Annotated in this window: 22 protein-coding genes; 9 read left to right on the plus strand and 13 right to left on the minus strand. The window is 69.5% G+C overall.

Annotated elements, in window-relative coordinates:
- Positions 1-108 precede the first annotated feature (108 nt).
- Positions 109-1,836 (plus strand): methionine--tRNA ligase, encoded by a 1,728-nt coding sequence (gene metG, locus QF037_RS23345; RefSeq protein ID WP_307028295.1) that lies wholly within the window; start codon positions 109-111, stop codon positions 1,834-1,836.
- A gap of 65 nt (positions 1,837-1,901) precedes the next feature.
- Here metG and QF037_RS23350 read toward each other — a convergent pair whose 3' ends face one another.
- Entirely contained in the window at positions 1,902-3,245 is a 1,344-nt protein-coding gene (locus QF037_RS23350) for a pectate lyase family protein (protein WP_307028297.1), read from the minus strand.
- A 148-nt stretch (positions 3,246-3,393) separates the two neighbouring features.
- Between QF037_RS23350 and QF037_RS23355 the strand changes: the two genes are divergently transcribed.
- Positions 3,394-3,858 carry a hypothetical protein gene (locus QF037_RS23355; protein WP_307028299.1) on the plus strand — a complete coding sequence of 155 codons (465 nt, stop codon included), beginning with the start codon at positions 3,394-3,396 and terminating at the stop codon, positions 3,856-3,858.
- Positions 3,859-3,921: 63 nt separating this feature from the next.
- A complete protein-coding gene (locus QF037_RS23360) occupies positions 3,922-4,287 on the plus strand; it encodes a PH domain-containing protein (RefSeq protein WP_266889888.1) in 366 nt (121 codons plus the stop codon).
- Positions 4,288-4,441: 154 nt separating this feature from the next.
- Here the strand turns inward: QF037_RS23360 and QF037_RS23365 are convergent, their stop codons facing one another.
- From QF037_RS23365 to aspS, 7 genes are all read right to left on the minus strand, one after another.
- Positions 4,442-6,199, minus strand: a complete 1,758-nt coding sequence (locus tag QF037_RS23365; RefSeq protein ID WP_307028302.1) for a carbohydrate-binding domain-containing protein — start codon at positions 6,197-6,199, stop codon at positions 4,442-4,444.
- A gap of 106 nt (positions 6,200-6,305) precedes the next feature.
- Positions 6,306-7,094, minus strand: coding sequence for a polyphosphate polymerase domain-containing protein (locus QF037_RS23370; RefSeq protein ID WP_307028304.1), 789 nt, complete (start codon positions 7,092-7,094; stop codon positions 6,306-6,308).
- Positions 7,091-7,702 (minus strand): DUF4956 domain-containing protein, encoded by a 612-nt coding sequence (locus QF037_RS23375; protein ID WP_307028305.1) that lies wholly within the window; start codon positions 7,700-7,702, stop codon positions 7,091-7,093. Before QF037_RS23375 ends, QF037_RS23370 begins: the two co-directional genes overlap by 4 nt.
- Before the next feature lie 144 nt (positions 7,703-7,846).
- On the minus strand, positions 7,847-8,434 hold the full coding sequence (locus tag QF037_RS23380; protein ID WP_307028307.1) for a hypothetical protein: 588 nt from the start codon (positions 8,432-8,434) through the stop codon (positions 7,847-7,849).
- A gap of 187 nt (positions 8,435-8,621) precedes the next feature.
- Complete coding sequence (locus tag QF037_RS23385) at positions 8,622-9,539, minus strand: intradiol ring-cleavage dioxygenase (RefSeq protein WP_307028309.1); 918 nt, start codon at positions 9,537-9,539, stop codon at positions 8,622-8,624.
- Between the two features lie 57 nt (positions 9,540-9,596).
- Positions 9,597-10,106, minus strand: a complete 510-nt coding sequence (locus tag QF037_RS23390; RefSeq protein ID WP_373463807.1) for a dioxygenase family protein — start codon at positions 10,104-10,106, stop codon at positions 9,597-9,599.
- A gap of 141 nt (positions 10,107-10,247) precedes the next feature.
- Entirely contained in the window at positions 10,248-12,011 is a 1,764-nt protein-coding gene (aspS, locus tag QF037_RS23395) for an aspartate--tRNA ligase (protein WP_307028310.1), read from the minus strand.
- A 184-nt stretch (positions 12,012-12,195) separates the two neighbouring features.
- On the opposite strand from aspS, the gene QF037_RS23400 reads away from it, so the two are divergent.
- Positions 12,196-14,325: an ATP-binding SpoIIE family protein phosphatase gene (locus QF037_RS23400; protein WP_307028312.1), complete on the plus strand. Its 2,130-nt coding sequence runs from the start codon at positions 12,196-12,198 to the stop codon at positions 14,323-14,325.
- A gap of 129 nt (positions 14,326-14,454) precedes the next feature.
- Positions 14,455-15,324 (plus strand): BRO-N domain-containing protein, encoded by an 870-nt coding sequence (locus QF037_RS23405; protein ID WP_307028313.1) that lies wholly within the window; start codon positions 14,455-14,457, stop codon positions 15,322-15,324.
- Positions 15,325-15,414: 90 nt separating this feature from the next.
- On the opposite strand, the gene QF037_RS23410 is transcribed toward QF037_RS23405, so the two are convergent.
- The 4 genes from QF037_RS23410 to QF037_RS23425 form a co-directional block, all read right to left on the minus strand.
- Complete coding sequence (locus tag QF037_RS23410) at positions 15,415-16,386, minus strand: pirin family protein (RefSeq protein ID WP_266889914.1); 972 nt, start codon at positions 16,384-16,386, stop codon at positions 15,415-15,417.
- 91 nt (positions 16,387-16,477) lie between these two features.
- A complete protein-coding gene (locus QF037_RS23415) occupies positions 16,478-16,921 on the minus strand; it encodes a hypothetical protein (RefSeq protein WP_307028316.1) in 444 nt (147 codons plus the stop codon).
- Positions 16,909-17,310, minus strand: a complete 402-nt coding sequence (locus tag QF037_RS23420; RefSeq protein WP_307028318.1) for a hypothetical protein — start codon at positions 17,308-17,310, stop codon at positions 16,909-16,911. The genes QF037_RS23415 and QF037_RS23420 overlap by 13 nt, the downstream gene beginning before the upstream one ends.
- Positions 17,311-17,378: 68 nt before the next feature.
- Positions 17,379-17,843 carry an SseB family protein gene (locus QF037_RS23425; RefSeq protein WP_059194285.1) on the minus strand — a complete coding sequence of 155 codons (465 nt, stop codon included), beginning with the start codon at positions 17,841-17,843 and terminating at the stop codon, positions 17,379-17,381.
- Positions 17,844-18,010: 167 nt separating this feature from the next.
- Here QF037_RS23425 and QF037_RS23430 point away from each other — a divergent pair, with 167 nt between their 5' ends.
- The 4 genes from QF037_RS23430 to QF037_RS23445 all read left to right on the plus strand — a co-directional run bounded on the left by QF037_RS23430 (position 18,011) and on the right by QF037_RS23445 (position 22,501).
- Positions 18,011-18,850, plus strand: a complete 840-nt coding sequence (locus tag QF037_RS23430) for an intradiol ring-cleavage dioxygenase (protein ID WP_307028321.1) — start codon at positions 18,011-18,013, stop codon at positions 18,848-18,850.
- A 133-nt stretch (positions 18,851-18,983) separates the two neighbouring features.
- A complete protein-coding gene (locus QF037_RS23435) occupies positions 18,984-20,810 on the plus strand; it encodes an acyl-CoA dehydrogenase (protein WP_307028323.1) in 1,827 nt (608 codons plus the stop codon).
- A 77-nt stretch (positions 20,811-20,887) separates the two neighbouring features.
- Positions 20,888-22,183: a M18 family aminopeptidase gene (locus tag QF037_RS23440; RefSeq protein WP_307028325.1), complete on the plus strand. Its 1,296-nt coding sequence runs from the start codon at positions 20,888-20,890 to the stop codon at positions 22,181-22,183.
- Between the two features lie 78 nt (positions 22,184-22,261).
- The gene (locus QF037_RS23445) at positions 22,262-22,501 is read left to right on the plus strand and encodes a DUF6458 family protein (RefSeq protein ID WP_307028327.1); all 240 of its coding nucleotides are present in this window, start codon (positions 22,262-22,264) and stop codon (positions 22,499-22,501) included.
- Here QF037_RS23445 and QF037_RS23450 read toward each other — a convergent pair.
- On the minus strand, positions 22,489-24,318 hold the full coding sequence (locus QF037_RS23450; RefSeq protein WP_307028329.1) for an NHL domain-containing thioredoxin family protein: 1,830 nt from the start codon (positions 24,316-24,318) through the stop codon (positions 22,489-22,491). The two genes, QF037_RS23445 and QF037_RS23450, sit on opposite strands and share 13 nt — an antisense overlap.
- Positions 24,319-24,347 lie beyond the last annotated feature (29 nt).

Consider the following 24,347-nt stretch of genomic DNA (forward strand, 5'->3'; position numbering starts at 1 on the left):
CCCCTCAATACGGAAAGCGGGCGGCCTGCCCATGTCGGCTAGGATTTCTTGGTTCGTAAAGCACCACGAAATCCAGCACCACGAAATCCGACCTGGGAGCAGCCCCCGATGGCTCGACACCTCATCACCAGCGCCCTTCCGTACATCAACGGGATCAAGCACCTGGGCAACATGGTGGGGTCCATGCTCCCGGCGGACGTGTACTCCCGGTACCTCCGCCAGCGCGGCCACGACGTCCTCTACATCTGCGCCACCGACGAGCACGGCACCCCCGCCGAGCTCGCCGCGAAGGAGGCGGGGCTCAGCGTCGCCGAGTTCTGCGCCCAGGCGCACGACGCCCAGAAGGCGGTCTACGACGGCTTCGCGCTGGCCTTCGACTACTTCGGCCGCAGCTCCAGCGAGCAGAACGTCGAGATCACCCAGCACTTCGCCCGCCGCCTCAACGAGAACGGCTTCATCGAGGAGCGGGCGATCCGCCAGGTGTACTCCCCCACCGACGGCCGCTTCCTCCCGGACCGCTATGTCGAGGGCACCTGCCCCCACTGCGGCTACGACAAGGCCCGCGGCGACCAGTGCGAGAACTGCACCCGCGTCCTGGACCCCACCGACCTGATCGACCCGCGCTCGGCGATCTCCGGCTCCACGGACCTGGAGGTCCGTGAGACCAAGCACCTCTTCCTCCTCCAGTCGAAGCTCCAGCACGAGGTCGAGGAGTGGGTCGCCCGCCACGAGGACGAGTGGCCCCAGCTGGCCTCCTCCATCGCCCGCAAGTGGCTGACCGAGGGCCTGCACGACCGTGCGATCACCCGTGACCTGGACTGGGGTGTCCCGGTCCCGGCGGACACGTGGCCGGAGCTGGCGGCCGAGGGCAAGGTCTTCTACGTCTGGTTCGACGCCCCGATCGAGTACATCGGCGCGACGAAGGAGTGGTCGGACCTGGACCCGGAGAACCGGGACTGGAAGTCCTGGTGGTACGAGGCCGACTCCGGTGAGAACCCGGTCCGCTACACCGAGTTCATGGCGAAGGACAACGTCCCCTTCCACACGGTGATGTTCCCGGCGACGGAGCTCGGCGTCCGGGAGCCGTGGAAGAAGGTCGACTACGTCAAGGCCTTCAACTGGCTGACGTACTACGGCGGAAAGTTCTCCACGAGCCAGCGGCGGGGCGTCTTCACCGACCAGGCCCTGGACATCCTCCCGGCCGACTACTGGCGCTACTTCCTGATCGCCAACGCTCCCGAGTCCGACGACTCGTCCTTCACCTGGGAGCACTTCACCGCCACGGTGAACAAGGACCTCGCCGACACTCTCGGCAACTTCGTCAACCGCGTCCTGTCCTTCTCCAAGAAGCGCTTCGGCGAGGAGGTCCCCGCGGGCGGTGAGCCGGGCGCCGCGGAGACGAAGCTGGGCGAGGAGATCGCCCGCCTCCTCGCCGAGTACGAGGAGCAGATGGAGGCCCTCCAGTTCCGCAAGGCCGCGGCCGCCCTGCGCGCCCTGTGGTCGGCCGGCAACTCCTACCTGGAGGAGAAGGCCCCCTGGCTGGAGATCAAGACCGACCAGGAGGCCGCCGCCCTCACCCTGCGCACGGCGATGAACCTGATCCACCTCTACGCGGTGGTCTCGGAACCCTTCATCCCGGCCACCTCGGCGGCCATGCGCCAGGCCTTCGCCCTCGAGAACGACACGGCCACCTGGATCAGCCCGGAAGCCGCCCGCGCTCTCACCGCCGTCCCGGTCGGCATCCCCTTCACCGTCCCGCCGGTCCTCTTCGCCAAGCTCACGGAAGACGACCTGGAGACGTACAAGGAGCGCTTCGGCGGCGAGCCGGCCGCGTAAGTCACGTACGAACCGAGGAAGGGCCCGGGACGGCGCGTCCCGGGCCCTTCCTTCCGTCATCGGCCTTACTTCAGGACGCCCGCGCCCGCCGTCGTACCCAGCGTCGTCGGCAGGTTCTTCGCTGAGGACTCCCGGCCCGCCGTCAGGGTCGGGGTCCAGTTCACGGTCGTCTTCAGGTCCTTGGACGACGCCGCGTTGTACGCCGCGACCAGGTCCGTGACCGTGCCGTTCACCAGGTTGCCGGAGCCCTTGACGGAGCCGGTGCCGTCGCCGCTGAGGAGCTTGGCGACCTTCACCGACGACGGGACCTTCCAGTAGTTGTTCTCGGCGACGACCTGGGCCTTGGCGCGGGAGTTGATGCTGTACTGCAACGCGTAGCCGTTCAGGGGGGTCACGTCGTAGTAGTTGTTGTAGATGTGGACCTGGCCCACGCGCGCCAGCGGGGCGCGCTGGGTGATGCCCTTGTAGATGTTGTGGTGGATGGAGACACGCAGCTTGCCCGCGGGCTCGCTGTCGCTGCTGCCGATCAGCGTCGTCTTGTCGTGGTTGGTGAACTGGTTGCGGGACACCGTCACGAGGTCGGAGCTCTTGGTGATGTCCAGCGCGCCGTCGTGGATCTGGTACTCGCGGCCGTAGTACTTCGGGTTGGCCGAGTCCAGGTGCGGCGCGTCCGTGAACGTGTTGTGGTCCGCCCAGACGTGGGTGGCGCCGCGCAGGGTCATCGAGTCGTAGTTGGAGTTCCAGTTGCCGTCGTCACCGTCGGTCGGGTCCCACTGCGGGAAGCAGTCCTCGGTGGCGGCGAAGGCGAGGTTGCGGACGATGACGTTGTCCACGTTCTGGATCTGGAGCATGCCGCCGGTGATCCCGGCGTTGGTGCCGGGGACGCCGACGACCGAGGTGTTCGCCGGGACCTTGAAGACGATGTTCTTCGCCTGCTTGGTCTGGCCGGCGGCGCGGGCCTTCTCCTGGGTACCGGAGGGCAGCTTGGAGTGGCCGTACGTCGACGGGTCGTACGCCTTCAGGTAGGCGGAGAGCGAGTAGCCCGTGCCCGAGGCGTAGTCCGCGCAGGTCAGCTTCTTGCCCGCGTCGTTGGTGTTGGCGTCGATCCTGCCCTTGACCTTGATGATCCGGGGCGTGGTGTCGGAGGCCGAGCCCAGCGCCTTGACCAGCTGGGCACGGGTGGAGACCGTGAAGGTGTGCGCGGCGTCGGCCTTCGTGCCGCCGGTCGTACCCGTCCCCGAGGAGGCCCAGCCGTCCTTGGCGGCGAGGGTCTCGTGGTACAGGTCGACGGTCCCGGCGTTCGCGTTCAGCACGAGCGCGCCCGCGCCGACACCGGCCGCCACCACGGCGGCGGAGACGATGAGGGTGCGGCGCTTGCGGAGAGACCGGCGGTGTGCGGGAGCAGCCACGGATGAGTCCTTACGTACTTGGGGGGTAGTTCCGACTCTTCTGTGGTCGTGGAGATCCAAAAGGTTGCCGTAAAACTTTCGTCTCATCGGTGATCAACTGATGGATGGGGGGCGGAACTTGCCAGAGAAGCTACGTATGGTTTGCGCCATGGCAGTACCTGGGCTCATCCCGATCGCCTACGAGCCGCACGGCCGTACCGAGGCCATCGGTCTATACGCGGACGGGCAGTTCCTCGGGTCGGTCTCGTACGCCTTCCCCAAGGGGTTCCGGCTCGACAGCGGCTGGGAGGAGCACAAGCGCCTCTACGCCGTGCTGCACACCTTCGACGCGGAGGGCACCTACCGCGACTCGCGGATCTGGTGTGCCGGCACCTGGGCCCAGCAGCAGCGCGACGGTTCGGTACTCGCCCGGGCGCGGGCCCACCTCGCCACGCTGTTGCGCAGTCTGCCCCGGCGCACGTACACCGACATCGCCGTACGGCCCTTCCAGCTCGTCGTCGACGGTGTCCTGTTCGGGCTGGTCACCGGGGAGGACGAGGACGAGCTCTGGGCCGAGCTGTACCCGGACAATCTGGGCTTCGGGCCGCCCTGGGACGGCAGTTACGACACCTGATCTAGGCAGACGCCCCCACAAGGCGCTATACATGCCGAAGATCACTAGTGGGGGGTTTCATCCATGGCGCTCTTCGGCAACGCGCACACCATCGATCCGGGTCAGGCGGCATCGGACTTCGGCAAGCTGCTGGGCGCCGGTGAGGGCGTGCAGGCGGCGTACCAGCTGGTGCGCGACGTCATCATGTTCACCGACCGTCGGCTGATCCTGGTCGACAAGCAGGGCATCACCGGCAAGAAGGTCGAGTACCACTCGATCCCGTACCGCAGCATCACGCACTTCGCGGTGGAGACGGCCGGCACCTTCGACCTCGACGCCGAGCTGAAGATCTGGGTCTCCGGCAACTCCGTGCCGATCCAGAAGACCTTCACCAAGGGCGTGGACATCTACGAGGTACAGGCGATCCTCACCCAGTACGTCGCGCGCTGAGCGCTCCGCTGGAAGTGCCACGCTATGCCCGTCGGTCGTCTGCGGGTCCGTCGTGGCTGGTCGCGCGCACGCGGCGGAGCCGCATATCGACACAGCCCCGCGCCCCTTCAGGGCGCGGCCGAACCGCAGTCGACTTCACCCGGCCCGCTTGGCACTACCTGCGCGGGCCGCCTCCGAAGCCTCCTTCGGGGGCGTCGCCCGCCGTCACCGTGGCGATCTCGTCGGCCCCGTCGAGGTCGCCCGCCGGGTACATCCCGCCGGTCTCCTCGCCCGCGGCCCTGCCGCCCGACCAGATCCGGTACTCCGAGCCGCTCTCGAGGGCCGCCGACGAGTAGACGACGTTCTGGATCGCCTTCGCGGTGACGTACGAGGCGACCACCTTGCCGTCGGAGTCGACGATGTGCAGGGTCGTCCCCGCCGCCACCGTCGAGTCGAGCGTCGCCGACAGCCACCCCTGCCCGGACTCCTCGTCCGGCGCCACGGCCATCCCCGCGCTGCCCGCGGCGAGCAGCACTCCGCCGCTGACGGTGAAGCCGCCGTTGACGTCGAGCGCCCCGTTGCCGCCCGTCTCGGGGCCGTTGACCACGAGCGTGCCGCCGGTGATCTCGGCGGTGCCGTTGGAGTCGAAGCCGTCGCCGTCGGCGTCGATGACGAGGGTGCCGCCGGTGACCTTCAGACTGAAGTCACCCACGGACCCGCCCCCGCCACCACCTCCGGGGCCACCGCCCGGGCCGCCGCCCTGGTCCTCGGAACTCGCCGTACTCCCCGACGCGTTGACCCCGTCATCGCCCGAGGTGACCTTCGTCGAGCCACCCGCGACGGTGATGTCCTTGCCCTCCAGGCCCTCGTTCGACCGCGTGATCGCGACCGTGCCCTGGCTGATGACCAGATCGCCCTCGGCGTGCACCCCGTCGTCCCCGGCCGCGACGGTGACCTTCGCCCCGCCCAGGTGCACGGCCGCGTCGCTGTGCAGCCCGTCGGCGGAGGCGTCGACCTTCACGGTGCCCTTCTCCAGGACCGTGATCACGCCGGACTTCAGTCCGTGCGCGGAAGAGTCGTCGGTCGCCTGCGCGGTGACATCGAGCGTGCCGCCGGTGACGACCAGGTCGGTGGCCGCGTCGACGCCGTCGCCTGCGGCGGTCACCTGGACCGTCCCTGCCGAGACGGCGATGTAACCCGCCTTCGTGTCCTCGGTGTTGTCGGACTTCAGCCCGTCGCCCCGGGCGCTCACCTTCACCGCGCCGCCCTTCACGACGAGGTAGTCCTTGCCGCGTACGCCGTCGTCGGCGGCCTCGACCGTGACCGTGCCGGACGCGATGACCAGGCCGTCCTTGCTCACGATCCCGTCGTTGCCGTTCCCGTGCACGGTGAGCGAGCCCGCGCCGCCGACGGTGAGGTCCCCGGCGCTGAAGAGAGCGGCGTCGGCATCCGCGCCCTCCTCGTAGGAGTCGGCGTCGGAAAGGGTGTTCTCACTCCCGTCGGCCAGGACGACCACCAGTTCCTCGGCCTCCGTCGCCGCGATCGCCGCACCGGAGGAGCTGGAGATGTCGACCCCGTCGAGAATCAACGTGACCTTCTGGCCGGGGGCGTTGACGAGCACCTGCCCGTCGGAGAGCTTGCCGCTGAGCCGGTACGTCCCGCCCTCGGTGAGCGTGACGCCTTTCCCGGCGAGCGTGACGTCCTCGGCACCCGAGGTGCTGAGGTCCCCGTCGTGGGCCTCCTTGTCGGCGGCGAGAACGGCGGCGGCCTTCTGCGCGCCCTCGACGGAGGCGGCGGCCGAGGACGGGCTCCCACCGGCCTCCTCCTCCGACTCCGAGGACGACGAGCACCCGGCCAGCGCGGCGGCGCCGAGGACGGCGGACACCACGGCACCCATGGCCTTCGTACGGACGGACGTCGTACGGATTCTCATGCGGAACTCCTGTCTGGGCGGTCCGGGCGGGGTACGGCGCGGCACCGCGCCCGATGTTCGGCTCCGCCGTGCGGAAGCGACCGGCAACCGCCGGCCCGCGGCGCTGTCACCGTTCTCCCTGCGGAGCGCTTCGGGCGTGCGGAAAGTGGCGGCGCAGCACGGGCAGCCAGCGGTGGGCGGGCAGTTCGGGGCGGAGGGCGGCGAGGCCCGTGCCGTACTTCGACACCGGGAGGGGGCGGTGGCGCAGGGACCACAGCAGACGGTCGGCACCGGAGCCGGCCCGGCCGGACTTGGTCTCGACGATCGCCCGGTCGGGGGTGCGCAGTTCGGCCACGCCGTCCGGGAGGGACCAGGTCAGACCGGTGTCCACGGTGAGACGGCTGTCGGTGGCGGGGAGGTGGAGGGTGGTGCGGCGGTACGCCGTGGTCAGGGTGGGTTCGAGGCGGAGGTGCCGGATGTCGATGCCGGCGCCGGCGAGCACGTCGTCGGCGTAGGCGCGGGCCCCGGGGGACAGGCGGTGCGGATCACCGTCGTACGGCATGCGGTCCTTGACCGTGATGCCGCGCGGGCCGCGCGTCTTGACCTCGACGAAGCGCTCCCCGGAGTCCAGGTAGGTACGGATGCGCAGCTTGAAGCGGCGTCTGCGCTGCCGGGCGGCGCCGAGGTAGCCGTCCAGGCCCGGGGTGTCGAAGTACAGGGAGCGGTAGCCGAACCGCCGCTCGCCGCCGATCTCCAGGACCCGTACGTCCTCGCCCAGACCGCCGAGCAGGATCGGCAGATCGGCCGGCGGCAGGACGTACTTGCGGTCGAGGCGGGTCAGCAGCGGCGGGAGTTCGTCGAGACCGAGGGGGCGCAGGAGCCGTACGGCCGTGTGGACCGGGTCGAGCGCGGTCACGCCGGTACGTCCTGTGCGGCGGGGGTACCGGCCTCCTGCGAAACCGGGGTGCCGGAGACGATGTAGCGGACCTCGACCTGGGTGGTGTCGTTGACGAGGTCGACACTGCGCACCGTCAGGTTCACCACCCGGCCGCCGAGCAGGACTTCGAGGTGGGCGCGCAGGGCGTCGTCGTCGGTGTAGGCGGAGTCCAGACGCAGGCTGCGCCGGCGGTGGCGGGGGAAGAGTCGGGGGTGGTCGGCGACGTACATCACGGCGACGATCAGGGCCGTCAGCGCGGCGGTCAGCGGGTTGGCCTCGGCGGGCAGGCCGCCGAGCAGGCCGATGGCCAGGGCGGAGAAGTAGTACGCGATCTCGTGCTGGGCGATCTCGTACGACCGCAGCCGGATGATCGACAGCACCCCGAACAGGCCCATCCCGAGCCCGATACCCACGGACGCCGAGCTCAGTGTCATCGCCACGGCGAGCACCCCGACGTTGACACCGAGGAAAGAGGCGACGAGGTCGCGGCGGTGATGGCGCGGGAAGTAGACGCCGAAGACGAGCACCGAGACTGCGGCGAGGTCGGAGGCGACAAGAACCAGCTGGTGAACGGCTGTTGACGTCATGGGCAAACATTCGGCGGACAGCCTGTGAGTCCCCTTTGAGAAGGGTTAAGCGACTTTAAGAAGTCTTGGCAATGTCCGGACCGTCGGGGTCCCGTGGCCACAAGTTCCCCCGCTGCACGAGGAGTTCCTGGGTGATCCGACCGCTCAGGCCACCGCCGGCGCCGGGTTCCACCAGGGCGCGCTGTACCAGCCCCCGGGCACCCGGCGTCCGGCGACGACGCCGCCCGCGCAGTAGTACGGCGTCACCCCGTCCCGCCAGCGGTTGGAGACCGTGTACGTGCGGTCCGCCACGATGACCCGGCCATCTCGGGCGGTGACCGCGCCCGTGCCCAGGCCCGGCAGCACGGGCCCGGGGTCCAGGCGGAGCGCGGTGCGGGCGGCGCGGACGTAGTGGAGGCCCTCGACGGCGGCCGCCGTCGCCGAGTCGTACCGCCCGGCCGCGAGTTCCCCCTTCGCGGCGCGGTACCGCCCGGTCGCGTCGGCGAGGGCCTGCACGGCCGCCTTGTCACCCGCCGCGTCGATCCCCGCCGGACCGGCCCCGAGCCGCTCGACCCACCGCTCGGCCTCGCCGCGGGTGCCGGTCCCGGGATCGGGGTCGGCGTCGAGGTCGGGGACAGCGGGCGGCACTGCCGCCGGCACGACAGGCTCCGCCCGGCCGCCCTGCCTCCGCTGTGTGGCGACCGCGGCGGCCGCTGCGACGATCAGCAACAGTGCGAGTACGACGTATCCCATCGCTTCCTCCAGCGCTTGCGGTCTCCCACGGGGCGGGGCAACCCGACCCCGTATGTCCCCATGAGACCCCGGGCCGCTGTGCTCGGACGCCGAGCCGTCTGTACGGCTCCTGTGAGGACGTCATGGCGCTCACGGCGAAGGGCGCCCGGGACCTGAAAGTCCCGGGCGCCCTTGTGCGGATCCGTGGTTACAGCGAGGTGCCCTCGTTCGTCGCGTCGGGGTCGACGCCCATCGTGAGGGAGCCGACGACGCCCTTGGCGATGTTCTTCTTGTTGTACTTCAGCTTGAGCAGGCCGCCCGCGGTGCCGCTCTGGTCGTAGATGGTGTCCTCGTCGAGCGTGGTGCGCTCGGTCGTCGAGGTCGAGTACGGCTCGACCTCGGCGGAGGCGAGCACGGACGTCTCGTCGAAGAAGAACTGGCCGGTGTGGCAGGTGGTGCCGCCCTCGTAACCGGCGTCCGTCCACTCGCCGCCCACATGCACCTTGGTGTGAATGTGGACGGTACGGCCCCGGTACCAGCCCGGGAAGATGGTCTTGAAGGTGACCTTGCCGTTCTTGTCCGTCCTCCACGTGCCGCGCAGGTAGCGTTCGTCGTCGGTCGGCTCCTCGTGGCCCCCGCCGCCGGTGCCACCGGACGGCGCGCCCGACGGCGGCTCACCGGTCGGGGTGCCGGAGGGGGCGCCCGTGGGAGCGGTGCCGCCACCGCCGGTCGACAGGCTCTCGTAGCCCGAGTAGATGCCCAGGGCGTCGCAGTGCCAGATGTCCACGGCGGCGTTGCGGATCGGCTTGCAGCTCTCCGAGTCGATCACCTTGAGGTCGAGGACGAGCGGGATGCCCTCCTTGTCCTCGGTGATGTCGCGGCGGAGCTTGTCGGCGTCGATGTAGTACGGACCCTCGGTGGTCTCCGAGGTGAGCTTGTAGCAGACCTCGGCGGAGGAGGTGCCGCTCGCGGAGACGCTGCTCGTCGTCTCGTCGGCGAAGGCACCCGAGGCGAGCGTGGCGCCCGCGCCCACGGCCACGGCGGCACCCGCGCCCGCCACGACGACCTTGCGACGCGTCAGGTCCCGCTTGTGCTTCGGCTCGTTGTTCTGCTGGTTTCCCGTCATGGGCAGGAAAGTTAGGTAAGAAGGCTGTCAGGGGCGTGGGAAAGCACTGTGGCGTCCTCAAAGGAACACGAGAGGAAAGCCTTTCCTTACTTGCCTGTTGGGGCCACTGTCGCGGGGGCGCCGGCCTCCACCGCGGGGCCGCAGCGAGGCCGCCGACAGCGTGTAGAGACCGCCGTTGGTGCTGCCCGCCGTGTCCTTGAGACAGCCGAAGAGCGTGCCCGTGGGCGCACCCGTGGGAGCCGGTCCGCCGCCACCCCCGTTGCCCATGTCCTCGTACCCCGAGCAGACGCCCACCGCGTCGCAGTGCCAGATGTCCACGGCCGCGTTACGGACCGGCCGGCAGGTCTCGTTGTCGATCACCTTGATCGTGAGGACGAACGGGATACCCGGCCGGTCCTCGGTGACATCCCGGCGGATCTTGTCCGCGTCGATGTAGTACGGACCCTCGATGATCTCCGAGGTCAGCACATAGCACTCCTCGGCCACCTGCGCCGGAGGCCGTCTCCGCTCCCCCGCACCGGCGTTCGCCGCGTACGCGCTGCCGCCCAGGCCCGCCGCCGCGATCACTCCGGCGCCCCGGCTGGAAGCCAGGTAAGAAAGCTGTCAGTGAGCTGAGAAAACAGCCTGTTTCCGGCACGCACGCAAAAGGGACTTGAAATCGTGCGTCGATTTCAAGTCCCTTTTATCAACCGAGTTACAAGGCTTGCCTTACTTCGGCTGCGGCTTGCGCACCGACAGGTGCAGCTCCTTCAGCCGCGCCTCCTCCAGCTCCGTCGGCGCGCCCATCATCAGGTCCTGGGCGTTGCCGTTGAGCGGGAAGGCGATGGTCTCGCGGATGTTCGGTTCGTCGGCCAGCAGCATCACGATGCGGTCGACGCCGGGCGCGATCCCGCCGTGCGGCGGGGCGCCGAAGCGGAACGCCCGCAGCATGCCGGCGAACTTCTCCTCCACCGTCTCGCGGTCGTAGCCCGCGATCTCGAAGGCCTTCAGCATGATCTCGGGCTCGTGGTTCCGGATCGCGCCGGAGGACAGCTCGACACCGTTGCAGACGATGTCGTACTGCCAGCCGAGGATGTCCAGCGGGTCCTGGGTCTCCAGGGCCTCAAGACCGCCCTGCGGCATGGAGAACGGGTTGTGCGAGAAGTCGATCGCGCCGGTCTCCTCGTCCTTCTCGTACATCGGGAAGTCGACGATCCAGCAGAACCGGAAGACGTTCTCCTCGAAGTGCCCGGCACGCTTGGCGGCCTCGACCCGCACCGCGCCCATGATCTTCGAGACCTCGTCGAACTCGCCCGCACCGAAGAACACGGCGTGCCCGGCGGCCAGCGACAGCCGCTTGGTCAGCTCGGCGACGTTCTCCTCGGTGAGGAACTTCGCGATCGGCCCGGACAGCGAACCGTCTTCGGCGACCCGCACCCAGGCCAGACCCTTCGCACCCTGCGAGACGGCGTAGTCGCCGAGCTGGTCGAAGAACTTCCGCGGCTGCGCGGAGACGTCCGGCACCGCCAGCGCCCGCACGTGCTTGCCGGCGAACGCCTTGAACTCCGAGCCCTCGAAGACATCGGTGATGTCGACGAGCTCCAGCTGGGCCCGCAGGTCCGGCTTGTCGGAGCCGTACTTCAGCATCGCCTCACGGAACGGGATCCGCGGGAAGGGGGACGTCACATGACGCCCGTTGCCGAACTCCTCGAACAGCTCCGTCATGAGCTTCTCGATCGGCTGGAAGACATCCTCCTGCTCGACGAAGCTCATCTCGACGTCGAGCTGGTAGAACTCGCCCGGCGAACGGTCCGCGCGGGCGTCCTCGTCACGGAAACAGGGCGCGATCTGGAAGTACCGGTCGAAGCCCGAGATCATCAGCAGCTGCTTGAACTGCTGCGGCGCCTGGGGGAGGGCGTAGAACTTGCCCGGGTTCAGACGCGACGGCACGACGAAGTCACGCGCGCCCTCGGGAGAGGTGGCGGACAGGATCGGCGTCGCCATCTCGTTGAAGCCCAGCGCCGTCATCTTGTGACGGATCGCGGAGATGACCGACGTACGCAGCAGGATGTTCTTGTGCATCCGCTCGCGGCGCAGGTCCAGGAAGCGGTACTCCAGGCGCCGCTCCTCGTTGACCCCGTCCTCGGTGTTGATCGTGAAGGGCAGCGGGGCGGCCGCGCCGAGCAGCTCGACCTCGCCGACCTCGACCTCGATCTCGCCGGTGGGCAGGTCGGGGTTCACGTTGTCGGTTCCACGTGAAACAACCTTGCCGTCCACCCGGACCGTGGACTCCTTGGAGACCTTGTCCAGGGCCTCGTAGGCAGGGGTGCCGGGACGGGCGACGAGCTGCGTGATGCCGTAGTGGTCGCGCAGATCGATGAAGAGGATGCCGCCCAGGTCGCGCCGATTGTGCAGCCAGCCGCTCAGCCGGACGTCGGTACCGACGTCAGAGGCGCGGAGCTCGCCGCAGGTGTGGGACCTGTACCGATGCATCGTCGTTCATCGTCCTTACATCTTGGGCTGTGCCGAGGGTCACTCCCCGACAAGGAACGGGCCATGGTGCCCGGACCTCCCAAGGGTACCGGCCGCCCCAAGATCGGCTCCCCACCATTGATCGGGAGGACGTGGACCCGGCCATCGGTGGCAGCCCCCGATCGCCTCTCCCTACAGTGGGGCAATGCGCACTGGTGAGCCCCTGCCCGCCGTGGGGGACATCCTCGCCGCCCTCGCGACCGGCCTGTGGCACTGGGACACCGCAACGGGCCAGGTCACCGTGGACGCCGAGGCCGCACGGCTGCTCGGGCTGCCCGCCGAGCCGACCACCCTCACGGAGGTCCAGGCACGCGCGCGTATGCACGCCGTCGACTGGAACGAGATCACCGGCGTCATCCAGCTCGCCGTCGCCGAGGGCACCCTCGCCGAGGTCCGCATCCGGATCATGGATGAGCAGAACCGGGTGGTGCGGGTCGTCCGCAGCCGCTCGAATCCCTCCTACGACGCCGAGCGCCGCGCCTTCGTCCTGATCGGCACCCTGCAGGAGGTCACCGAGCCCTCGCCCGGCACCCCCGCCGGCCGCAGCGCCATCACCGGCGACTGGCGGCGCTCCAGGGAGGCGTTCCTGCTGGACGCGGGCCGCGCCCTGGCCGAGGCCCGCTCCACCGAGGAGGTCCTCCGGGTCGCCGCGGGCCTGTCGATGCCGGGCTTCTCCCCGGACGGCCTCGCGGTCTTCGGCGTCGAGGGCGACCGCCTGAAGATCATCGGCCACCACGGCCAGCAACCCGGCGACGAGGGCCCCTTCTCCCACATGGCCCTGGAGACGGACTACCCCGCCGCCGAGGTGGTCCGCACCGGCCGCGCGGTCTATCTCTCCACCCCCGAGCAGTACCGGAACCGCTACCCGGTCACCTGGCCCCTCGCGGCCAACTTCGGCCGCCAGTCCTGGGCCTTTCTCCCCCTCACGGTCGCGGGCCGCACGATGGGCGCGTGGATGGCGGCCTTCGCCTACCCGGTCGCCTTCACCCCGGACGAGAGATCCGTGCTCACGACGGTCGCCCGGATGCTCGCCCAGGCACTGTCCCGCGCGGAGGCGGCCGAGTCGGCCAGAGAGCTCACCGACGGCCTCCAGCGCTCCATGCTCCCCAAGCTGGGCCCCGAGATACCGGGCATGAGCGTGGCGGCCCGCTACGTCCCCACCGGCGGCGGCCTCCAGGTGGGCGGCGACTGGTACGACATGATCCCGCTGCCCGGGGCAGGACGCTTCGCCCTGGTCATAGGCGACGTACAGGGCCACGACGTCCACGCGGCGGGCCTGATGGGCCAGCTGCGCATAGCCCTGCGGGCCTACGCCTCGGAGGGCCACCGCCCCGACGCGGTCCTGTCCCGCGCCTCCCGCTTCCTGCACGGCATGACGTACGACTCCCACGACCCCGCCGACCAGCGCTTCGCGACCTGCCTCTACGTCGAGGTAGACCCCGCCACCGGCCGGCTCGACATCGCCCGCGCCGGCCATCCCGACCCCGCGATCCGCATGGCGGACGGCACGGTCCTGGTCCGCCGCACGGACGGCGGCCTCCCCCTCGGCATCGACCCCGACGCCGACTACCCCACCACCCGCCTCACGCTCGAGCCCGGCGAGACGATGATGGTCTGCACCGACGGCCTGATCGAGACGGGCGGCCACGACCTGGAGACCGGCTGGCAGCGGGTCCGCGGGATCCTGGAGGAACACAAGGGCGACCTGGAGGAACTGGCGGACGCCCTGGTCCAGGCAGTGCACGGCCCCTCCTCCCACCACACGACGGGCCCCCTGGCGGACCGCCGCGAGGACGACATAGCGGTCCTGCTGCTGTGCCGCGAGGGAGAGGGCTGCGGCTGCGGCGACACCGTCGCGACGACGCCACAGGTCCGCCGCACGATGCTGTCGGTCGCCCAGGCGGAACCGGAACGCGTGGCGGTGGCCCGCCAGCAGCTGAAGGAACTCCTCCACGACTGGCCCTCGGAGGACCAGGTGGACTCGGCGGTACTGCTGCTGTCCGAGATGCTGACGAACGTCCTGGTCCACACCGACGCGGACGCGCTGCTCCTGGCGGAGGTACGCGGCGAACAGGGCGCCCGCCGAATGCACGTCAAGGTGACCGACACCAGCGACGACCTCCCCCACGTCCGCCGCCCCGGCGAACTGGCCTCGTCGGGCCGCGGGTTGATGCTGATCGAACTCCTCGCCGACACCTGGGGCGTGGACCCACAGGGCGAGGGCAAGAGCATCTGGTTCGAGCTCTACGAGTCGACGGCGGAAACACCGGAGTAGAACTCCCGCGGCAACCCTTCAACACACGTACAGAACCGATACTTCTGTCCACCTTTCGGGCGAACATCCTTAATGCGAACGCGAGTTGCCCTTCCGCGTCTCTAGGTTCCGAAGCGGAGGTGATGCTCGATGAACGAGCAGAACAACACGCGCAAGGACGCGATCGACATCAACGACTTCGTGTTCGCGGCCACGGGGGCCCGGGTGCGGAGGCTGACGATGCCGGACGGGACGCACTGGTTTCCCGCGGTCGACGTATGCAAGGAGCTTGGGTACACCACCCCTCGAAAGGCGCTGCTCGACCACGTTCCCCAAGAGCACCGAGAGATTCTCGAGACAGTGACTGGAGGTCACACTCTCAGCGTTCCCGCAGGTCGGGAGTGGCGACGAGACATGAACGTCGTCGATCTCCAGGGCCTGATCCGCTTGGTCAACGGCTGCACGAAGCCGGAGTCCCAGCCCTTCAAGAACTGGGTCGCCGAAGTCATCGCCACCATCCAGCGCGACGGCTCCTACTCCCTGGAACCGGCCCCCGCGCAGCCCGCCCCCACCGAGTGCACCGCATACGCCGTGCCCCAACAGCTCGCCGACGCACTCGTCCGGCTCGAAGAGCGCTCCTGCCACACGGACGAAGCACTACGGCGAATCGACCACAAGCAGAACGTGATCATCGAGTCCCTCCGGGACATCACTCAGGCCCTACGGCGCTCAGGTGACCGCTCCCGCCCCGTCGAGGCCCCGGAGCTGACGCCCCAGCAGCTCCTGGCCAACTGGAAGTCCCGGAACCTGGTCGTCACCGAGGACGTACACGCGGTGGCCGCCCACCTGGCTCCTGCGCTGCTGCACGGCGGCGCCGGTTACAGCGTGGACGAGATCTCCGTCTGCACCGGGCTGTCGCCCGACCGCGTCCACGACAGCCTGGAGTTGCTGTCCGAGCAGGAATGTGTGCGGCAGGTGGGCCGCGCCCCGAACGGCGCGCCGTTCTACGTACTGCCGTAATCCGGTAACGCCCACGCAGAAAAGGCCCGAAGCCGCACCCCAAACTTGCGGCTTCGGGCCTTCTCACAACCTACCGAGTCGCAGCCCGCCTTACAGGCCGCCCTCCGACATTCCGTGCACGGCCGGCACCGTCCCCAGCCGTCCCTTCTGGAAGTCGTCGAAAGCCTGCTGGAGTTCCTCACGGGTGTTCATGACGAACGGCCCGTAGTGCGCCATCGGCTCACGGATCGGCTGTCCACCGAGCAGCACGACCTCAAGATCCGGCGTATGCGAGTCCTGCTTCTCGTCCGCGCGGACGGTCAGGGACCCACCGGCGCCGAAGACCGCGGTCTGGCCCAGGTGGATCGGACGCCGCTCGGCACCCACCGACCCCCGGCCGGCGAGGACGTACGCCAGCCCGTTGAAGTCCTCCCGCCACGGGAGCGTGAGCTCCGCACCCGGCGCCAGCGTCGCGTGGACCATCGTGATCGGGGTGTGAGTGATACCGGGACCGTCGTGGCCGTCCAGCTCACCGGCGATCACTCGAAGGAGTGCGCCACCGTCGGGGGTTGTCAGCAGCTGGACATTGCCGCCACGGATGTCCTGGTAGCGCGGGGCCATCATCTTGTCCTTGGCAGGAAGGTTCACCCACAGCTGGAGGCCGTGGAAGAGACCGCCGGACATGACCAGGGACTCCGGCGGCGCCTCGATGTGGAGCAGGCCCGAACCGGCGGTCATCCACTGGGTGTCGCCGTTGGTGATGGTGCCGCCGCCACCCTGGCTGTCCTGGTGGTCGAAGACGCCGTCGATGATGTAGGTGACGGTCTCGAAGCCACGGTGCGGGTGCCAGGGGGTGCCCTTCGGCTCCCCAGGCGCGTAATCAACCTCCCCCATCTGATCCATCATGATGAACGGATCCAGCTGCCGGTAATGGATCCCGGCGAACGCACGGCGCACCGGAAAGCCCTCACCCTCGAAACCGCTCGGCGCGGTCGTGACGCCGAGCACGGGACGGGCCACGGCGTCGGCCGGGGCGGCCACGCGGGGGAGCGTCAGCGGGTTCTCCACGGTCACTGCGGGCATGTCGGTACCTCCTTGGTGCGTCCAGTTTAGTTGAGCATTGAACTTCCTGCCACCCCTAACCATGAGGTCCGCAGGCACATTCCCGCCGCCGTCAACGGAACAGGGCCTCCACCCCGACGCCCATCGCCCACAGGCCCGCCGACACCGTGGCCAGCCCGAGGACCAGGCGGAACAGACCGAGGGCAAGGTGCCCGGCGGTACCGTGCCCGACCTTGGGGGTGCCCTCCGGATCCTCGGGGTCGTACAGGATGTCGACCTCGTCCGCCCCGCCCTCGCGACCGCTGCGCGTACGCGTCTTCCCGAGGGCGTCGACGTACTCGTACGTGTGATGCGTGACGGCGTCCTCGCCGGTCCCGACCTCGTACGACCGCTCGCGCCGCCCCTCCACCGTGATCCCCCGGCGGCGCAGCACGACAGCCCCCCGCACCGTGCGCACGCCGCCCGGCAGGACGGTGCTCCCGGCGCCCGTCAGCACCGGACCGGCCAGCCAGAAGACGACGGCCCGCTCCCCCGCACCGCGGTTCACCAGCACCACGGCGACCAGCCGATAAGCGAGGACCAGCGCGCCGAGGATCGCGTATCCCAGGTGCGGGCCGGGCCTTCGACCGGCTCCGCCGACACCTCCGGGCGCGGCTCGTCGGCGTCGCGCACGGGCAGCGCGCGGCGTACCGCCTCGGCGAACGCCCGTACGGCAGGTGCGCTGCGGGAGGTGACGGAGTGGGTCACCGAATCGGTGGGTGTCGTGGCCACGACGACCGTGAGCACGCGGCCTCCGGGGCCGGTCGCGTCGACGCGGGCGATCGCCGCGACGGGGATCCGGTGGCGTACGCCACCGGTCTCCAGCAGCACGACGCCCGCTCGGAGGCGGGCAACAGAACGCCGCCGACCGTGCAGGACCAGCAGCGATGTGTCGATCTCGATCACGCGGGCACAGCAGGCGAGCCCGGCGCCCGGACGTAGCGGTTCAGTCGGAGCGGTCGTGGATCCGGCACTCAGCCGTACATCCGGCGCATCGCGAACTCGACCATCTGCTCCACGGCCTTCGCGTCGAAGACCATCCGGTGCTCGCCCTCCATGTCGAGGACGAAGCCGTAGCCGGTGGGCAGCAGGTCGATCACCTCCGCCCCCGTGATCACGAAGTACTTGGACTCCTTGCCCGCGTACCGGCGCAGTTCCTTGAGCGAGGTGAACATCGGGATCACCGGCTGCTGGGTGTTGTGCAGGGCGAGGAATCCGGGGTTGTCGCCGCGCGGGCAGTACACCTTGGACGTGGCGAAGACCTGCTGGAAGTCCTCCGCGGCCAGCTGGCCCGTGGTGAAGGCCCGCACGGCGTCCGCGAGGGACGGCGGGGACGGCTCGGGATACAGCGGCGGCTGCTGGCCGTACCCGCCCGGCATCTGCTGCTGTGGCGTGGCGTACTGCTGCTGCGTACCCGCGCTCTGGTCGTAGCCGTACATGGGCGCAAGAGTACCGATCGGGGCGGGGGCGCGGGCGGCAATGGGGGCCGGGCAGACCGACAGCGGCTTGACAGGCGGTGGCCGTGGTTTCCGGCGGCCGCCCCTCGTAGCGTCTGTAGTGCCGAGGGGAGCGGCACGGACAGCGGCCCACCACCAAGAGGACAGCCATGCGCGGACACCACGACGACGCAGCTCACGAGCACGACGGAGGACTCGCCCACGACCTTCCCGTCCTCGCCCGCCGACGGATGATCCGGCTGATGGCGGGAGCGAGCCTGGTACCGCTGGTCGGCTGTTCCGCGGACAACGACTCCACCGCGTCCGCCTCTTCCTCTTCCTCATCCTCTGCTACGGCCGGCTCGTCGTCCTCCTCGGAATGCGCCACCATTCCCGAGGAGACCGCCGGGCCCTACCCCGGCGACGGATCGAACGGTGTGAACGTCCTCAGGGAGAGCGGTGTCGTCCGCAGCGACATCCGCACGAGCTTCGGCGACTCCGCGGGCGGCACCGCCGAGGGGGTGCCCCTGACGTTCACGCTGACGGTCGTGGACGCCGCCTCCGGCTGCGGGACCCCGAGAGCGGGCGCCGCGGTCTACGTCTGGCACTGCGACCGCGAAGGGAACTACTCCCTGTACACCGAGGGCGTCACGGACGAAAACTATCTGCGGGGTGTGCAGGAGACCGACGACAAGGGGCAGGTCACCTTCACCAGCATCTTCCCGGGCTGCTACACCGGCCGCTGGCCGCACGTCCACTTCGAGGTCTACGCCGACCTGGAGGACGCGACCGCGGCCACCTCCATCACCAACACCTCGCAGCTCGCGTTCCCCAAGGACGTCTGCGACACGGTGTACGCAACGGACGGCTACAGCGAGAGTGTGTCCAACCTCGGTCGGCTCTCCATCGAGACGGACATGGTTTTCAGTGATGGGTACGACCAGCAGATGGCGGCCGTCACCGGAAGTGTCGAGAAGGGTTACACCGCCACCCTCACGATTCCGGTGTGAACCGTCACAGATGACTGGATCAGGGTTGCGGTTTATTACCGGCGGGTAGCATCATCGTATCGAAGCTACTTGTTGGTACGTGAACTAGCGCGAGGATCCAGTCCCTCGCCCGTCTCTCTACGGAGCCGTCGCCATGGGGCACTACAAGTCGCATCTCCGCGACATCGAGTTCAACCTCTTCGAGGTCCTCGGCCGGGACAAGCTGTACGGCACGGGTCCCTTCGAGGAGATGGACGTCGAGACCGCGAAGAGCATCCTCGACGAGATGACCCGTCTCGCCGAGAACGACCTGGCGGAGTCCTTCGCCGACGCCGACCGCAACCCGCCGGTCTTCGATCCGGAGACCAACACCGCGCCGGTCCCGGCGTCCTTCAAGAAGAGCTACAAGGCCTTCATGGACTCCGAGTACTGGCGTCTGGGTCTCCCGGAGGCCATCGGCGGCACCACCGCCCCGCCGTCCCTGATCTGGTCGTACGCGGAGCTGATCCTGGGCGCGAACCCGGCCGTGTGGATGTACTCCTCCGGCCCGGCGTTCGCCGGGATCCTCTACGACGAGGGCAACGACGTACAGAAGAAGATCGCCCAGATCGCCGTGGAGAAGACCTGGGGTTCGACCATGGTGCTGACCGAGCCCGACGCGGGCTCCGACGTCGGCGCCGGCCGCACCAAGGCGGTCCAGCAGGAGGACGGCTCCTGGCACATCGAGGGCGTCAAGCGCTTCATCACGTCCGGTGAGCACGACATGGAGGAGAACATCCTCCACTACGTCCTCGCCCGCCCCGAGGGCCACGGCCCCGGCACCAAGGGCCTGTCCCTCTTCATGGTCCCGAAGTACCTCTTCGACTTCGAGACCGGCGAGCTGGGCGAGCGCAACGGCGTCTACGCCACCAACGTCGAGCACAAGATGGGCCTGAAGGCCTCCAACACCTGCGAGATGACCTTCGGCGACCAGCACCCCGCCAAGGGCTGGCTGATCGGCGACAAGCACGACGGCATCCGCCAGATGTTCCGCATCATCGAGTTCGCCCGCATGATGGTCGGCACGAAGGCGATCTCCACCCTGTCGACGGGCTACCTGAACGCGCTGGAGTACGCCAAGGAGCGCGTCCAGGGTTCCGACCTCGCCGCCTTCGGCGACAAGACCGCGCCCAAGGTCACCATCACCCACCACCCCGACGTACGCCGCTCGCTCATGACGCAGAAGGCGTACGCGGAGGGCATGCGCGCCCTCGTCCTCTACACCGCCTCCATCCAGGACGCGATCGCCGTCAAGGAGGCCGCGGGCGAGGACGCCAAGGCCGAGCACGCGCTCAACGACCTGCTCCTGCCGATCGTGAAGGGCTACGGCTCCGAGAAGGGCTACGAGCAGCTCGCCCAGTCGCTCCAGACCTTCGGCGGCTCCGGGTTCCTCCAGGAGTACCCGATCGAGCAGTACATCCGCGACGCCAAGATCGACACCCTGTACGAGGGCACCACGGCCATCCAGGGCCAGGACTTCTTCTTCCGGAAGATCGTCCGCAACCAGGGCGCGGCTCTGAACGGTCTCGCCGAGGACATCAAGAAGTTCCTGGCGCTCGGCACGGGCGGCGAGGACCTCGCGGGCGCCCGCGAGCACCTGGCCAAGGCGGCCGTCGAGCTGGAGGCCATCGTCGGTCTGATGCTGACCGACCTCGCGGCCACCGAGCAGGACGTCAAGAACATCTACAAGGTGGGCCTGAACACCACCCGCCTGCTCATGGCCTCCGGCGACGTCGTCGTCGGCTACCTGCTCCTCAAGGGCGCCGCGGTCGCCGCCGAGAAGCTGGAGACGGCCTCCGCCAAGGACAAGGCGTTCTACACCGGCAAGATCGCGGCGGCGAAGTTCTTCGCGGCCAACGTCCTGCCCGGCGTCACCGGCGCCCGCAAACTCGCCCAGGGCGTCGAGCTCGAGCTGATGGAGCTGGACGAGGCCGCGTTCTAGGACACACCCGCACAGCTCTCCCGAGGGCCCGCTCCCATCATCGGAGCGGGCCTTCGTACGTCGTTAAGGTGAACCCCATGAGCGAACCCTCCCGCTTCGACCGCGGTCACACCGACGACCTCATGTCCTTCCTGGCTGCCGCCCCCTCGCCGTACCACGCCGTGGCGAACGCCGCCGAGCGACTGGAGAAGGCGGGCTTCAGGCAGGTCGCGGAGACGGACGCCTGGGACGGGACGACCGGCGGCAAGTACGTGCTGCGCGGCGGCGCGATCGTGGCCTGGTACGTCCCCGAGGGCGCCGAGCCGCACACGCCGTTCCGGATCGTCGGCTCGCACACCGACTCCCCCAACCTGCGGGTCAAGCCGCTGCCGGACGCCGGGGCGCACGGCTGGCGCCAGGTCGCCGTGGAGATCTACGGCGGACCGCTGCTGAACTCCTGGCTCGACCGCGACCTGGGCCTGGCCGGCCGGCTGACCCTGCGGGACGGCTCGACGCGGCTGGTCAACGTCGGCCGGCCGCTGCTGCGGGTCCCGCAGCTCGCCGTCCACCTGGACCGTTCGGTGTCGACGGAGGGCCTCAAGCTCGACAAGCAGCGGCATCTCCAGCCCATCTGGGGGCTCGGCGACGACATCCGCGAGGGTGACCTCATCGGCTTCCTGGAGGAGGAGAACGGGCTCCCGGCGGGCGAGGTGACCGGCTGGGACCTGATGGTGCACTCCGTGGAGCCCCCGGCCTACCTGGGCCGCGACAAGGAGCTGGTGGCCGGCCCGCGCATGGACAACCTGCTGTCCGTGCACGCCGAGGTCGCCGCGCTGAGCGCCGTCGCCACCGGCTCGGCCCTGTCCCACATCCCCGTACTCGCCGCCTTCGACCACGAGGAGAACGGCTCGCAGTCGGACACCGGCGCGGACGGGCCGCTGCTCGGCAGTGTGCTGGAGCGTTCGGTGTTCGCGCGCGGAGGGTCCTACGAGGACCGGGCGCGCGCCTTCGCCGGCACGGTCTGTCTGTCCTCCGACACGGGCCACGCGATCCACCCCAACTACGCGGAGCGCCACGACCCCACGCACCACCCGCGGGTCAACCGCGGCCCGATCCTCAAGGTCAACGTCAACAACCGCTACGCCACGGACGGTTCGGGCCGCGCGGTCTTCGCCGCCGCCTGCGAGAAGGCCGGAGTCCCCTTCCAGTCCTTCGTCTCCAACAACTCCATGCCCTGCGGCACCACGATCGGCCCCATCACGGCGGCCCGGCACGGCATCAAGACCGTCGACATCGGCGTCGCCATCCTGTCGATGCACAGCGCCCGCGAGCTGTGCGGCGCGGACGACCCGCATCTGCTGGCGAACGCGCTGGTGGCGTTCCTGGAGGGATAGCGAGACACAGCGAGGGATAGCCCCCGCAAGGCCGGGTACCCGCCTGCAACCGGAACCACCGGACAGGGAGGCGACACTATGGGCCTCGGCGGATGCATCATCCTCATCGCCGCGGGAGCCATTCTCACGTTCGCGACCGACTGGGATATGCAGGGAGTCAATCTCGACCTGGTCGGCGTCATCTTCATGATCGTCGGCCTGATCGGCGTCAGCACGTTCAGCAGCATCGCCCGGCGCAGGCGGGTGGTCGTACCGCCGCCCACGACGACCGTGGTCGAGGACGACCACCACCGGCGCGGGGGCGGCTACAGCGCCTGATCGTCCATACCGGCCAGCACGAGGGGCAGCCGGTCCGTACCGCCCTCGGCGAGACGGACCGGCACACCCCAGTCCTGCTGGTGGACATGGCAGGCGGGGTATGCGTTGCGAGGGTCGTCGTCGCAGGAGGCGGCCATCGCGGAGACATGCAGCACCCCTTCGGCGACCGCCGGATCGAGGTGCAGGGTGCGGGAGAGCTCGGTGCCCGCGCCATCGCCCTCGACGAGCAGTCCGGGCGGGGTGGCGGAGATCAGCAGCCGGGTCGAGGGACCGTAGCGGGTGTCGAGCTTCTGTCCCGCCGGAGCCTGGAAGACCACGTCCAACCGCAGCCTGCCCGGGGCGACTTCGGTGGCGGCGCGCGGGGTGCGATGGGCGACCGACTCCATCCGTACGGCCTCCTCCGGGAGCCGCAGCCGGGTGAGCCGGTGCCGGGCCGACTCGACGACCACGAGGTCGTCCCCGACGAGAACGGCGCCGCTGGGCTCGCGCAGATCCGTGGCCAGGGTGGTGACTTCGCCCGTCGCCGGGTCGTAGCGGCGCAGGGCGTGGTTGTACGTGTCGCTGACCGCGACCGAGCCGTCGGGCAGCGCGGTGACCCCCAACGGGTGCTGGAGCAGAGCCTGTCCGGTGGCGCCGTCGCGGTGTCCGAAGTCGAAGAGCCCGGTGCCGACGGCGGTGTGGACGGTGCCGTCGGTGTCCACCCAGCGCAGGGCTGACGTCTCGGAGTCGGCGACCCAGAGCCGCTCGGGGGTGGCGCCGAGCCCGGAGGGCTGGGCGAACCAGGCCTCGGCGGCGGGGCCGTCGACCAGGCCCTCGTTGGTGGTGCCGGCCGCGACCGCGACCGTTTTGTCGGCCGGGTCGTACGTCCACAGCTGGTGGATGCCGGCCATGGCGATCCACACCTTGCCGTGCCACCAGGCCACGTCCCAGGGGGAGGAGAGGTTGACCTCGCGCGCCGGTCCCGAGGTGTCGTCGCCCCGCATCCACGGGTGGCCGGTGCCGGCCAGGGTGGTGGTGCGGCCCGACTCCGGGTCATAGCGGCGCAGGGTGTGGTTCACGGTGTCGGCGACGACCACGGAGCCGTCGGGCAGCAGCGCCAGGCCCTGCGGCTCGTTGAACCGCGAGCGGACCGACGTACTGTCCGTCATCCCCCGGTGGTCGCCCTGGCCGATCCGCCGCACCACGGTCTCCGCGTCGGGCGCCAGCTCCACCAGCTGATGCCGGGTGGTGTCACTGACCAGGAGGTTCCCCGAGGGCAGCAGCACCGCCTTCCCCGGGAACCGCAGCACGGTCGCCTCCGGCTCCGGCGCCGCATAGGGTCCGTCCCCCCTCCGCAGCGTGCCCTTCGCCTCGTGCTCGGTCTCCAACTCCCTCACGAGCCGCTCTATGGCGTGCACATGCCCCTCACCGGCATGCTGCGCGACGACATACCCCTCCGGATCGACCACGACGAGCGTCGGCCAGGCACGCACCGCGTACTGCTGCCACGTCGCCAGCTCCGGGTCGTCGAGCACGGGATGCTCCACCCCGTACCGCTCGACGGCATCCACGACCGCCGCGTGCTCGGCCTCGTGCACGAACTTCGGCGAGTGCACCCCGATGACGACGACGGTGTCGGGGTGCTGGTGCTCCAGCTCGCGGAGCTCGTCGATGACGTGCAGGCAGTTGACGCAGCAGAACGTCCAAAAATCGAGAACGACGATACGTCCCCGCAGGTCGGCGAGGGTGTACTGCTTCCCGCCCGTGTTCAGCCAGCCGCCCTTGCCGACGAGCTCGGGGGCGCGGACGCGGACACGGCGGGGCGCGGAGTCGCTCATGGATCAAGAGTGCCACCCGCCACCGACAG

The organism is Streptomyces canus, from assembly GCF_030815415.1.
GTDB lineage: Bacteria > Actinomycetota > Actinomycetes > Streptomycetales > Streptomycetaceae > Streptomyces > Streptomyces canus_F.

Bases quoted from the DNA above. Each gene is read 5' to 3' on its own strand.
- metG (WP_307028295.1), top strand. From the start codon at position 109: ATGGCTCGACACCTCATCACCAGCGCCCTTCCGTACATCAACGGGATC.
- QF037_RS23355 (WP_307028299.1), top strand. From the start codon at position 3,394: ATGGCAGTACCTGGGCTCATCCCGATCGCCTACGAGCCGCACGGCCGT.
- QF037_RS23360 (WP_266889888.1), top strand. From the start codon at position 3,922: ATGGCGCTCTTCGGCAACGCGCACACCATCGATCCGGGTCAGGCGGCA.
- QF037_RS23365 (WP_307028302.1), bottom strand. From the start codon at position 6,199: ATGAGAATCCGTACGACGTCCGTCCGTACGAAGGCCATGGGTGCCGTG.
- QF037_RS23375 (WP_307028305.1), bottom strand. From the start codon at position 7,702: ATGACGTCAACAGCCGTTCACCAGCTGGTTCTTGTCGCCTCCGACCTC.
- QF037_RS23380 (WP_307028307.1), bottom strand. From the start codon at position 8,434: ATGGGATACGTCGTACTCGCACTGTTGCTGATCGTCGCAGCGGCCGCC.
- QF037_RS23385 (WP_307028309.1), bottom strand. From the start codon at position 9,539: ATGACGGGAAACCAGCAGAACAACGAGCCGAAGCACAAGCGGGACCTG.
- aspS (WP_307028310.1), bottom strand. From the start codon at position 12,011: ATGCATCGGTACAGGTCCCACACCTGCGGCGAGCTCCGCGCCTCTGAC.
- QF037_RS23400 (WP_307028312.1), top strand. From the start codon at position 12,196: ATGCGCACTGGTGAGCCCCTGCCCGCCGTGGGGGACATCCTCGCCGCC.
- QF037_RS23405 (WP_307028313.1), top strand. From the start codon at position 14,455: ATGAACGAGCAGAACAACACGCGCAAGGACGCGATCGACATCAACGAC.
- QF037_RS23410 (WP_266889914.1), bottom strand. From the start codon at position 16,386: ATGCCCGCAGTGACCGTGGAGAACCCGCTGACGCTCCCCCGCGTGGCC.
- QF037_RS23425 (WP_059194285.1), bottom strand. From the start codon at position 17,843: ATGTACGGCTACGACCAGAGCGCGGGTACGCAGCAGCAGTACGCCACG.
- QF037_RS23430 (WP_307028321.1), top strand. From the start codon at position 18,011: ATGCGCGGACACCACGACGACGCAGCTCACGAGCACGACGGAGGACTC.
- QF037_RS23435 (WP_307028323.1), top strand. From the start codon at position 18,984: ATGGGGCACTACAAGTCGCATCTCCGCGACATCGAGTTCAACCTCTTC.
- QF037_RS23440 (WP_307028325.1), top strand. From the start codon at position 20,888: ATGAGCGAACCCTCCCGCTTCGACCGCGGTCACACCGACGACCTCATG.
- QF037_RS23445 (WP_307028327.1), top strand. From the start codon at position 22,262: ATGGGCCTCGGCGGATGCATCATCCTCATCGCCGCGGGAGCCATTCTC.
- QF037_RS23450 (WP_307028329.1), bottom strand. From the start codon at position 24,318: ATGAGCGACTCCGCGCCCCGCCGTGTCCGCGTCCGCGCCCCCGAGCTC.